The organism is Moorena sp. SIO2C4 (assembly GCF_010672485.1).
GTDB classification, from domain to species: domain Bacteria; phylum Cyanobacteriota; class Cyanobacteriia; order Cyanobacteriales; family Coleofasciculaceae; genus Moorena; species Moorena producens.
Genome location: NZ_JAAHGN010000142.1, coordinates 1 through 10,631, shown reverse-complemented (window position 1 = coordinate 10,631; position 10,631 = coordinate 1). Strand labels below are relative to the sequence as shown.

Below are 10,631 nucleotides of genomic sequence, written 5' to 3'. Positions count from 1 at the left end.
CAATGCACTTTGAGCAAATATCTAATTTGGTAAGCATTCAGCAGTTGGCTGTCAGCTGTCAGCTGTCAGCTGTCAGCTGTCAGCCTTTGGCCTTTGGCCACGGCTGATAGCTGTTCGCACCTCAAGTAGCGTGGCCAAAGGCCAAGCGTGCGCGTAGCGCATTAGCTGATCGCACTTACCAATAATCACAATCATGGATATGATAATTACTCTACCGGAGTTGATCAGATTTCCGGAATCTTCTCCTGTCATCTTTTATCCTTGATACGTCAGCCTGGAAATGACCGAGTCTTCCTATCCCAATTACAGTGAACAGTTGCGACAACTTATGGCAAAAGTGGATATTCCTAGTTTTAGGCAACTCAGTCTCAGGGCTGATGTTTCCGAGTTGCAACTGAGGCGTTTGCGGAAAGGTCAGGTCTCGCAGATGCAGCTAAAAACGCTGCTAAAACTTGCTGAAGCGTTGCAGGTGTCGCTTAATCAGTTACTGGTTATGTTTTTGCCAGATTCTGTTTCTACGTTACAGCAGGAAGACTCAACATTCAAGCAGGAGTACCAGCGTCTAGAACAGCAGTTGGAACAGCAGCGCGAGACTTTAATGCAGGAGTTTCAGCAATCTAGTTTACAAGTGCTAGAATCCTGGCTAGTGCAATGGCCCACTGCTGCTTATGCGGCACAACAGAATGAGCAGTTACCAGCAGTGAGATTATTGCCCCTGGTAAAGCCAGTGGAACAGTTGTTAGAAAAATGGGGTGTGGAAGCGATCGCATCTGTGGGGCAAGAAATTCCTTACGATCCACAACAACACCAACTCATGTCAGGCAGTGCTCAACCAGGTGATCGGGTTAGGGTACGTTACACTGGCTACCGCATTGGTGATAAGTTGCTGCATCGTGCTAAAGTTAGTCCAGTTTAACAGAGTGAGCGGGAATTCCCCTTCCTCGCGCTAGCAGGTGGGGGATGAGAGCGAACACCAGGATTTTATTTTTGCCCGGAATATAGTTATAACAAATTGTATATAATAATAACAAGGAGGTGATCAAAAGATGAGACACTACGCAATCAAAGTCAGGATCTATCCGAGCGATGAACAAAAAGAAATATTAGCTCAACACTTTGGTTGCGCTCGGTGGTGGTGGAATTATGCTCTAAACCATTGCATTGAAACCTACAAATCCACAGGGAAAAGTGTAAGGCAATCTAGTCTCAATGCCCTGCTTCCAAAGCTTAAAAAAGCCGAGGAAACAGAATGGCTAAAAACCTGTTATTCTCAGGTGTTACAAGCTGCTACCTTAAATCTGGTCACGGCTTATAAAAACTTCTTTCAAGGTAGGGCTAGGTTCCCTAGATTTAAGTCAAAGAAGCGTAAACAATCTATTCAATATCCCCAAAAGGTAAAACTAGTTAATGGTAATTTGAAATTTCCTGGGAAAGTTGGTGTAATCAAAACCAAGTTTGACAAACGTCCAATTGAAGGAGAAATCAAAACTGTTACTATTTCCATGACACCATCTGGGAAATATTTTGCATCTATTTTGACTGAGTTAGAAGGGGATAATCCTCAACCTAATCATGAGGGAAAAGTAGCAGGTGTAGATTTAGGGGTTAAAGATTTTGCCATAGTTAATGATGGGAATAAAACCTCCAAGTTTGCTAACCCTAGACACTTGTACAAATCCGAGAAAAATTTAGCCAGAAAGCAAAATAAATTATCTAGAAAACAAAAAGGTAGTAACACCAGAAACAAAGCCAGAAGAATAGTTGCTAGGGTTCACGAACGTATTAGCAATACCCGTCAAGACTACTTACATAAGCTATCAAGAAAGCTTGTTGACGATAACCAAGTCATCGTAGTTGAAAACCTCAATACTAAGGGTATGCTTCGGAACCACAATCTAGCTAAAGCAATATTGGATGCCGGATGGGGGATGTTTGTCAATTTCTTGTCTTACAAATTAGAAAAGGAAGGCAAGGTACTAGTGGAAATTGACAAATGGTTTCCTAGCTCTAAAACATGTTATAGTTGCCTTTATCAAGTGAGTGAAATGCCATTAGATATCAGGGCTTGGAAATGTCCTAACTGTGGCGCTCACCATGATAGAGATGAGAATGCAGCCAAGAACATTAGAGCAGAAGGTATCAGGATATTACAATCCTCTGGGACGGGGGATTCTGCTAGTGGAGGGGATGTAAGACCAAAGCGAGGAAGTAAACCCAAGCTAAGGCAATCCCCTGTGAAGCTGGAAACCACCTGCTCTGCGTAGCAAGCAGGTGGTAGTTCATCTAACTGCTTTGATACCATTCAGACGCCCATCTTCCATATTAACAATCCGGTCAGCAATATCGAGAATTCGATTGTCGTGAGTAACGAGTAAAATTGTACAGCCCTGTTCTTTAGCTAACTGCTGCATTAAATCCACCACTTCACGACCGGATTTACTGTCTAGTGCTGCTGTTGGTTCATCGGCTAAGAGTATCTTGGGATTACCCACTAAAGCACGAGCGATCGCGACTCGTTGTTTTTGTCCTCCAGAAAGTTTATCTGGGTAGTAATTCACCCACTTACCTAAGCCCACTTCTTCCAATATAGCTACTGATTTAGTAATAGCATCTTTAACAGAAAGTTCTGGGTGTAGTTCTGCTGACATTTGCACATTTTGGCGAGCTGTTAAACTCTTGAGTAAGTTATGAGCCTGGAAAATATAGCCAATATGACGCCGCACCGCTATCAAATTACGTTTATTGGCTCCCAGCAGTTGCTGTCCTAGGATTTTAAGACTACCAGATTGAGGCGATCGCAATCCTCCGATTAGGGTTAGTAATGTCGTCTTACCCGATCCAGAAGGACCAGTCATCAACACAATTTCTCCTTGGTGGATGTCTAGGTCAATATCAAACAAAACCTGTTTCCGTAGAAAACCTTTACCAAAGTAATGATTAAGATGCTTAATGGATACAACTGCTTCGTCCACCATGACAGTTTTCCTTCCTAGCTAGTTATTGGTTATTGATTATAGTTTTAGCAATAGTTTAAAAAATATCAGCGGGATCGGCTGCTTGGAGTTTCCCGATCGCGATCGCACCGGAAATACAACACATAATAATCGTCAGAATCAAAACTGTCACTGCCCTAGCTAGACTCATGGCTATGGGTAAACTGGTAGCATTTTTCGTTAAACTATACAACCCTAGTGCCAGTCCATATCCAGGAAAATAACCTAAAATTGCCAGAATCAGAGCTTCTTGAAAAACAACTATCAATAGATACCTGGTTTTATAACCCATGGCTTTAAGGGTAGCATACTCAGGCAAATGATCCGCGACATCAGTATATAGAATTTGATAAACAATCACTGTACCCACGATAAATCCCATAGCGCTACCGAGGGTAAAAATAAAGCCTATTGATGTACTGCTTTGCCAGTAAGCTTTCTCCCAATTAACAAACTCTTCCTTGGATAAAACTCTAACATCCTTAGAAAGTTCGCGCCTCATATTCTCTACAACTATCTCCACATCTAACCCTGGTTCTAATTTAATCAAACCGATATCAATTAGTCCTTTATGGCGATCAGGGAAAAGGCGTAAAAAGTTTAAATCACTGGTGATCACATTTCCATCTGCTGCAAAGGAAGCCCCTAGGGTGAATAAGCCTCCTACTCGAATGCGACGTTCTTTGACTTCAGTGGTTATCTCCTTGCCCTGATTAAACTCTTCAGCAATAGGACCATATTCAGGTCTGGAGCTGTCATCGAACAAAACTACATCGGGCATTTTTATCGTATCCAGATTGCTGGTTACTCCAGATAAATTGAAGACGTTGTCAGTAGGATTAAACCCAATCACAAGTACATTGCGAGTTTCACGGGTTTGAGGATTTTTCCAGAGGCCATAGTCCATATATATCCCACGGATCGATTTGACCCCATCAAATGCAATACTTTGATACAACCTGCGACTAGGAAAACTTTTCAGAGCGAGTATTGATTGGGACTGGGGACTAATCAAAAAAATGTCACCCTGTAAGCTATTATGTAGTGTCACATTACTGGCAAACAGGGCATCCCTAAAACCCATTTGCATAAACATTAAAATATCGGCAAAAGCAATTCCTGCCAGTGCCACCAGCAAACGCATTTTTTCATGGGTCAATTGTAACCATGCTAAAGGTATTTTCATGATTAATATTTACTGGTTAATTACTATTTTTTAATTAAAAATTAAAAATTAAAAATTAAAAATTAAAAATGAATAACCTTATACTTTGTAAGTGTTTCCACCGGATACAAGCCCACGAATTAATTTATAGGTTAGTTTTGAATTTTGAATTGATAATTTTTAATTGGAGCAAAGCGATTGACTAATTACTAATAACTATTTTTACGATGACTTGGGAGTTAGTTAAATCAGTCACGGTCTTGCTGTCTTCTGGATTTAGACGAATATCTACTTCAACAACTCTGGCATCTACGTCAGCGGCTGGATCAGTGTCAAGAACATCCTGTTTGTCAATTTGTTGCCCAATTCTAACTACACTGCCATTGAGTTTACCCTCAAATGCCTTGCTTTCACTAATAATTGTTACTTTCTGTCCTAGCTTGACTTTACCAATATCACTTTCGTAGACTTCAGCAACAACCATCATTTGGTCAGTTTGCCCTAGTTCCACAATTCCCTTTTCTTGATCTACGGTTTCTCCTGGATAAGTGTTAATTTTCAAAACTTGACTATCTAGTGGAGAATGGACGTAAGCAAATTTTAATTCTGCTTCGGCTTGCTTGACTTGTGCCATAGCCATTTCTAGCTCTGCGTCAGCCTGTCTAATATCTACAAGACGTACTTCTTTAATCTCTTCTAGGGTAGCTTTGGCTTCGTTAATCTGTGCTTCTACTACAGCTAGGGTCTGCTTGCGGTTGACCATAGCTTCTTTGAGTTGTTCCCTGAGGGTGCTTATAGTTTGGGTGCGGTTGGCTATGGCTTCACTCACGCTCTCTTGGGCAGTTTCTACGTTTAGGCGGCGGCTGTCCAATTCGGAAATTGCGATCGCACCGTCTCGTTCTAACTGCTGATAGCGCTGAAAATCTGCTTGGACATTCCTTAACTGAGCCTCTAATCGCCTGACTGTGGCATCTTTCTCTTGTTGTGTTTCTTGCAGCTGAGTCTGTAAACGGTCAATGCGAGTTTGTAGCGCCTCCTTCTGCCCCCGATACTCTGCCTCTAGTCGTTTAATCTTAGCCTCCTGAGCAGCAATGGTGCCGCTTTTAGCACCGGCTTTGACTTTCTCCAAGTTCGCACGGCTTACTTTAACCTCCGCTTTTGCCCGTTCTAAATCCGCTTGTAAGCGTCCGCGATTTTCCATGATGGCAATCAATTGATTGGCACCTACTTTATCCCCTTCCTTAACCAGTAACTGAGCCACCCTTGGTGCTTGAAAAGTTGTTGGAGCAGCTAATTGAATAACTTCCCCCTCAGGTTCGAAACGTCCTAGAGCCGTGACAGCTCGGATAGCTGGGGTTTTACTGGCGGATGGCACTGGTTCTGGTGGGCGCTCACGGACCATTTCCAAACTATATCCGCTAGCGACCACAGTTGCCAGAATCCCAACACCAGCCAGTACAATCACCCAACGGCTTAGGGGCTTTGAGAATCCCTGATCTTTTATGCCAATTTTTGGCTCCATGACTCCTCCGGTTAAATCAACCTTTGTCGGTTATATGAGTCATAACCATCTCTTGTGTGCCATATTATATGGCTCCTTACTATTTAATTTACCATAAAGTAAATACTAGATGAGCACCGCTAACAGATTTTTTGAGCAATCCCTCATTACTGGCTCAGCTGAAATTCAGCTGAGTGCATAGCAGGGGTTCCCGCTCGCAACTTTGCTAAAAGTTTAACGAAGGTTTTCTTTTCTGCGCCAGTCAGGTTAGCCATCAAACCTGTCACCCGATTAAAGTGCTCGGGAAGCATTTGCTTCAAGAACTGCCAACCGTTTGGAGTCAGGTTAACCATCAGCATCCGTCGGTCATCTGGGTGGGGCTGGCGTTTAACTAACCCTTGACGTTCAAGACCATCAAGCAGACCTGTGATCGTCCCACGAGTAACACCAGCCTGTTGAGCACATTCGGAAGGAGTCAAGCCTAACGAACCCGCTTTGTGTAATAGCATGAGTACAGTAAACTTACCGATTGATAACTCGTAGCGACCCATATGAGTGTCAATCGCTTCGTAGATTTCAGTGGTAGTTTTCAGGAACGACAGACAAGTAAACACTGATTCTATATCTAGCTCAGGGTACTGTCTCGCGAAATTTAGCAGTTCCTGCTCTGAGGGAAGGTCACGTCTAGTGAACATAGTCTATCCCCTTAAAAAAGTTTGCCGACTTATTATTATCGTGCCTTACTATAGTATTTCTCAAATAGGTGAGGTATACAAGTTGTGGATTTTAGGGAACAGGGAACAGGTAACAGGGAACAGGTAACAGGAAAAAAATCCTGTGTACCTCATTAATATGAGAACCGCTATCATCCATTGCTCCATCCCTAAACTAATCAGCAAACTAATCAGCTTTACGATTGATTAAGTATCAAGATACTGGCAAGTCAAATAGTACCGAGGTCATATAGTTCTCTGCCCATTCAACACCAAAAGCTTTTTCAAGCACCCGCCGGGTTTTGTCATTCTGCCGCTGCTTGCTGCAATAATAGTGTTGACTAGCAATAATTTCTGCTTGCTTTTCTCTAGAGACCGGTAGGGCATTAGCAGCATGGGCACAGTGAATCTGTAATAAATCATCCACCCATGCCAGGAACTGTGCTTCTTCTTCTGGACCATTGGGACGCACAAAAATGCAAAATTCTGAAAAAATGTCTGCCCAAGGTGGTAAGTCACGGGGCTGTTTAAACTCAGGTTTTGGTAGGGTCTGTAACGAACAGTGATAGGCTTCTGGTAAGGTACGTTTAGGGTTGAGTGGAGAAAGGTCTGCGATCGCAGCACTAATTTGTCCTCTAGCTGCCACCACATCACAGCCAAACATGGGCAGAGCATACTCTGGACGAGGAAACATTACACAGTGTAAAATGTCCAACATCTTACCTATTTTTGCCAATTCCAGGTGCATTTTCCGAAACTGACGTGTCTGATAGCAACGGTTTTCGATAGTCAGTTTCTCTCCCTCAAGCCGTCCTTCCACGTAGCCTAACTCGGCTGGTAAATGATAAGGAGAAAGGTCGAAGTAGCGCCGCCAGTTCGACTCTATACAGTCTGCCAGCTTAGCGCACAGAGGGTTTTGTTGGGTTCTTAGGGATGGCGTGGAAGTGGTTGACATTCCTTAACACTTAAAGGCTATGGGTAAAATGGAGGCAACAGGCTTGCAGACAAAAGGGTTGGATGGGTTCTCCCCCCATTATCCCCCTTAACAAGAGGGGTAGGCAAAAGACAAAAGGCATGCAAGACTTGAAGTATCAACCATTGCATTGATTGTAACCTTTGCAAATGGTATATTTTTATACTTTATCTTTCCTCCTTCATCCTTCGACCTCTATCTTCTCACCTTATCGGTCACCATCAATTGCAGCAAGATATCCTAGTATGGACTTCGGATAAGCTTAGGATATCAGCTTGCCATGGTCAATCCTGTAACGCTACACAAAACTTTGTTACTGCTGGGATTGGATAAAGGATTTTGTTTGCGATCGCATAAAATTCCTTGCTAGTAGCATGGACTAGCGGGGCATTGCTGAATCTTCGGATGAAGGTGAGTGGGGTGGGCATCCTGCCCGCCCGAAAATGACCAAAAATTTGGGTCTCAAGCCCCGTCCTTCTAGGAGACGAAACCTGTTTATTGTGGAGTCTTAATCAATAAGTTTTAACCCTTTTACGCATAGCCTGCCAACCATAAAGACTCCACTATCTTACGGTAACTTGGCCGTAGGCCACGCTGCGCGAACAACGGACGGCTTTTTCTTTTTGTGCTACAATGTTACCTAGAGTTGTCCCACGTCAAGATGATAGTATTAGAATTTAAGGTCAAAGGGAATAAAACTCAATATGCCGCCATAGATGAGGCGATACGTACTGGTCAGTTTGTACGAAATAAGTGCATCCGTTACTGGATGGACAATAAAGGGATAGGACAAAAAGACCTGTATCGCTATAACACGTGGCTCAGAGCTGAATATCCTTTTGTTAAAGACTTAAACTCTCATGCCTGTCAAACTTCAGTGGAAAGAGCCTATAGTTCAATTTCTAGGTTTTACGATAAGTGTAAAAAACAAGTCCCTGGCAAAAAGGGTTATCCCAAGTTTAAAAAGTTTTCCCGGTCAGTTGAATACAAGACATCAGGCTGGAAACTTTCCCTTGATACCAAATCAATAAAATTCTTAGACAAAAAAGGAATTGGGAAACTAAAACTCAAGGGAACCTGGGAACTGTGGCGTTACGACCAAAAGCTGATCAAGCGAGTTAGGTTAGTACGTCGAGCAGATGGTTACTATGTCCAGTTTTGTGTCAAAGCTGATGTTAAAGAATCTCTAGAACCATCACATACCAACATTGGGTTAGATGTAGGACTGAAAGAATTTTATACCGATTCCAAGGGAAACACAGAGCCAAATCCAAGGTTTTATCGCAAGGGCGAGAAGCGGTTGAAGTTTCATCAACGCCGAGTTTCTCGCAAAAATAAAGGCTCATCTAGCCGTAAGAAAGCCGTTAATAGATTAGGCAGGATGCACCTTAAAATAAGTAGGCAACGTGAAGAACATGCGAAGAGACTCGCGCGTTGCGTAATCCACTCTAATGATGTGGTCGCTTACGAAGATTTAAGGGTGAGAAATTTGGTCAAAAATCACTGTCTCTCCAAGTCTATTAATGATGCAGGTTGGTATCAGTTTAGAAAATGGTTAGAGTATTTTGGACGAAAGTTTGGTAGAGAAACTGTAGCAGTCAATCCTACCTATACTAGCCAAAATTGCTCAAACTGTGGTGAAGTTGTCAAAAAATCGCTATCTACTAGAACCCATACCTGTAAGTGCGGGTGTGTGTTGGATCGCGACCATAATGCAGCTATCAATATTCTAAAAAGAGCCTTGGGTACTGTAGGGCATACAGGAACCTGGATCATTGATCCGAACGCTTATGGAGAACTGTCCTCTACTTTTCCTGGCTCCGGCCTGGTCGAGCAAGACGGCTCTGTGAAGTAAGAATCCCCGTCCTAGAAGGACGGAGAGTGTCAATACTTTGAGTGGGCGACCGAGATTGACCTAGGTTGATTGTGCGCCTGGTAAAACCGTAAAGTAGATTTGTTAGAGAATTTTTTTGCTTGGCCGTGAAGTAGGATGGGCTAAGTGCTATCAAGCAGTTCAAGGTTAATTCAAAGTTAACAGGAGTTTGGAGAAAATTGGTATGTTTGGTTTAGGATGGCCCGAAGTGATGATTATTGGCGTTGTGGCAGTTGTGATTTTTGGACCGAAGAAAATTCCTGAAATCGGCAGCGCCCTAGGGAAAACCCTCAGAGGCTTCAAAGACGAGATGAATAATCCGACATCAGACCCTGAGGAGTCACAAACTGAGCAGAAAGATTCATAATTAATAAAACGTTCAGGGATTGAGTCATCCTACGCTGACTTTACGGTTAAGACCTGGTTATCCCAGGCGATGGAAGCTATATCAATTCCTGCAATCAGCACGTTTCTCATAGTAACGAGGTACAAACGAGGTACACAGGATTTTTTCCCGATTCCCGACTCCCGACTCCCGACTCCCTAGTCTTTTCATCCTTCGTTGTCCGCGATCGGCGTTCGCGCAGCGTGGCCAAAGGCCTCAGCCGCGCCAAAGGCGATCGCATCTAACTGCTGCCAGTCATTGATAATAATTTTGCCTCCCCGCTTGTAGGTAACCACTGAATTGATGGCATTTATCTTTTTGAACAAACGCACGCATTCTTCATAGGTTATACCTATACTGCGAGCAATTTGATAGTAAGGAAGGTTGATATTTAAGGAGTCTCCCTGAGCAACAGACTCAGTTCCATAGCGAGTTGCATAGTATTGCAGCAGACGCACCAGTCGTACAATTGCCCTTTCAGAAATTAGTCCATGTACGGTGTTATGAATTTGTTGCAGGCGTTGGTTAAAGACTTCCAGGATTCGCAACGCCACTTCTGGGGTATGGCGAATGGTCTCTAACAGCGCCTCTCGTTCTATGGTTAGCACTAGGGAGTCCACCTGACAAATAACTGTTGCGGGTGCAATACCATTACCAAAAATTGCCGGAGCCGCAAAAATATCACCCTCAGGGATGATGCGCAAAAGGCTTTCTTTACCATTAGTCCCGGTTTTTTTAATTTGCAGGGTTCCCTTGATTAAGGCATAGAGTTGGCAGGGGAGGCGATCGCCCTCGTAGATCACAATCTCATCCCGAAAATAAGCCCGTACATTGGTATAAGGCTGAAGATTCTCTAGCGCTGAGGTTTCTAGGTCTTTCAGCACCCAGACTTGAGCTAATTGTTCTATTGAGACCATGCCTACCAGTCCTTTGACAGTGTTTGATAGTTATAGTATTTCTGAATTTGGTAGGGAGCAGGGAACAGGGAACAGGGAGCAGGGAGCAGGGAACAGGGAGCAGGGAACAGA

General features: G+C 43.3%; 11 protein-coding genes. 4 read left to right on the top strand and 7 right to left on the bottom strand.

Annotated features, from left to right (window positions below):
• Positions 1 to 72: 72 nt before the first annotated feature.
• Positions 73 to 252: a hypothetical protein gene (locus tag F6K20_RS10450; protein WP_287294606.1), complete on the bottom strand. Its 180-nt coding sequence runs from the start codon at positions 250 to 252 to the stop codon at positions 73 to 75.
• Positions 253 to 280: 28 nt separating this feature from the next.
• Here F6K20_RS10450 and grpE point away from each other — a divergent pair, with 28 nt between their 5' ends.
• Positions 281 to 916, top strand: a complete 636-nt coding sequence (gene grpE / locus F6K20_RS10445; RefSeq protein ID WP_287249071.1) for a nucleotide exchange factor GrpE — start codon at positions 281 to 283, stop codon at positions 914 to 916.
• 130 nt (positions 917 to 1,046) lie between these two features.
• Entirely contained in the window at positions 1,047 to 2,264 is a 1,218-nt protein-coding gene (locus F6K20_RS10440; protein ID WP_008186223.1) for an RNA-guided endonuclease InsQ/TnpB family protein, read from the top strand.
• Between the two features lie 15 nt (positions 2,265 to 2,279).
• On the opposite strand, the gene F6K20_RS10435 is transcribed toward F6K20_RS10440, so the two are convergent.
• The 5 genes from F6K20_RS10435 to F6K20_RS10415 all read right to left on the bottom strand — a co-directional run bounded on the left by F6K20_RS10435 (position 2,280) and on the right by F6K20_RS10415 (position 7,327).
• A complete protein-coding gene (locus F6K20_RS10435; RefSeq protein ID WP_008186224.1) occupies positions 2,280 to 2,975 on the bottom strand; it encodes a DevA family ABC transporter ATP-binding protein in 696 nt (231 codons plus the stop codon).
• A gap of 55 nt (positions 2,976 to 3,030) precedes the next feature.
• Positions 3,031 to 4,179, bottom strand: coding sequence for an ABC transporter permease DevC (gene devC / locus F6K20_RS10430; protein ID WP_008186225.1), 1,149 nt, complete (start codon positions 4,177 to 4,179; stop codon positions 3,031 to 3,033).
• 181 nt (positions 4,180 to 4,360) lie between these two features.
• A complete protein-coding gene (locus tag F6K20_RS10425; protein ID WP_008186226.1) occupies positions 4,361 to 5,680 on the bottom strand; it encodes an ABC exporter membrane fusion protein in 1,320 nt (439 codons plus the stop codon).
• Between the two features lie 146 nt (positions 5,681 to 5,826).
• The gene (locus F6K20_RS10420; protein ID WP_008186227.1) at positions 5,827 to 6,354 is read right to left on the bottom strand and encodes a MarR family winged helix-turn-helix transcriptional regulator; all 528 of its coding nucleotides are present in this window, start codon (positions 6,352 to 6,354) and stop codon (positions 5,827 to 5,829) included.
• 232 nt (positions 6,355 to 6,586) lie between these two features.
• Entirely contained in the window at positions 6,587 to 7,327 is a 741-nt protein-coding gene (locus tag F6K20_RS10415) for a phycocyanobilin:ferredoxin oxidoreductase (protein WP_008186228.1), read from the bottom strand.
• A 679-nt stretch (positions 7,328 to 8,006) separates the two neighbouring features.
• On the opposite strand from F6K20_RS10415, the gene F6K20_RS10410 reads away from it, so the two are divergent.
• Both F6K20_RS10410 and F6K20_RS10405 read left to right on the top strand, forming a co-directional pair.
• Positions 8,007 to 9,200, top strand: a complete 1,194-nt coding sequence (locus F6K20_RS10410) for an RNA-guided endonuclease InsQ/TnpB family protein (RefSeq protein WP_008186229.1) — start codon at positions 8,007 to 8,009, stop codon at positions 9,198 to 9,200.
• A 202-nt stretch (positions 9,201 to 9,402) separates the two neighbouring features.
• Positions 9,403 to 9,585 carry a Sec-independent protein translocase subunit TatA/TatB gene (locus F6K20_RS10405; RefSeq protein WP_044493720.1) on the top strand — a complete coding sequence of 61 codons (183 nt, stop codon included), beginning with the start codon at positions 9,403 to 9,405 and terminating at the stop codon, positions 9,583 to 9,585.
• A 185-nt stretch (positions 9,586 to 9,770) separates the two neighbouring features.
• On the opposite strand, the gene F6K20_RS10400 is transcribed toward F6K20_RS10405, so the two are convergent.
• The gene (locus F6K20_RS10400; RefSeq protein ID WP_008186231.1) at positions 9,771 to 10,520 is read right to left on the bottom strand and encodes a Crp/Fnr family transcriptional regulator; all 750 of its coding nucleotides are present in this window, start codon (positions 10,518 to 10,520) and stop codon (positions 9,771 to 9,773) included.
• Between the last annotated feature and the right edge of the window lie 111 nt (positions 10,521 to 10,631).

What these genes read in the sequence shown, in the direction of transcription:
- F6K20_RS10450 (WP_287294606.1), bottom strand. Translation starts at nt 252, where the DNA reads ATGACAGGAGAAGATTCCGGAAATCTGATCAACTCCGGTAGAGTAATT.
- grpE (WP_287249071.1), top strand. Translation starts at nt 281, where the DNA reads ATGACCGAGTCTTCCTATCCCAATTACAGTGAACAGTTGCGACAACTT.
- F6K20_RS10440 (WP_008186223.1), top strand. Translation starts at nt 1,047, where the DNA reads ATGAGACACTACGCAATCAAAGTCAGGATCTATCCGAGCGATGAACAA.
- F6K20_RS10435 (WP_008186224.1), bottom strand. Translation starts at nt 2,975, where the DNA reads ATGGTGGACGAAGCAGTTGTATCCATTAAGCATCTTAATCATTACTTT.
- devC (WP_008186225.1), bottom strand. Translation starts at nt 4,179, where the DNA reads ATGAAAATACCTTTAGCATGGTTACAATTGACCCATGAAAAAATGCGT.
- F6K20_RS10425 (WP_008186226.1), bottom strand. Translation starts at nt 5,680, where the DNA reads ATGGAGCCAAAAATTGGCATAAAAGATCAGGGATTCTCAAAGCCCCTA.
- F6K20_RS10420 (WP_008186227.1), bottom strand. Translation starts at nt 6,354, where the DNA reads ATGTTCACTAGACGTGACCTTCCCTCAGAGCAGGAACTGCTAAATTTC.
- F6K20_RS10415 (WP_008186228.1), bottom strand. Translation starts at nt 7,327, where the DNA reads ATGTCAACCACTTCCACGCCATCCCTAAGAACCCAACAAAACCCTCTG.
- F6K20_RS10410 (WP_008186229.1), top strand. Translation starts at nt 8,007, where the DNA reads ATGATAGTATTAGAATTTAAGGTCAAAGGGAATAAAACTCAATATGCC.
- F6K20_RS10405 (WP_044493720.1), top strand. Translation starts at nt 9,403, where the DNA reads ATGTTTGGTTTAGGATGGCCCGAAGTGATGATTATTGGCGTTGTGGCA.
- F6K20_RS10400 (WP_008186231.1), bottom strand. Translation starts at nt 10,520, where the DNA reads ATGGTCTCAATAGAACAATTAGCTCAAGTCTGGGTGCTGAAAGACCTA.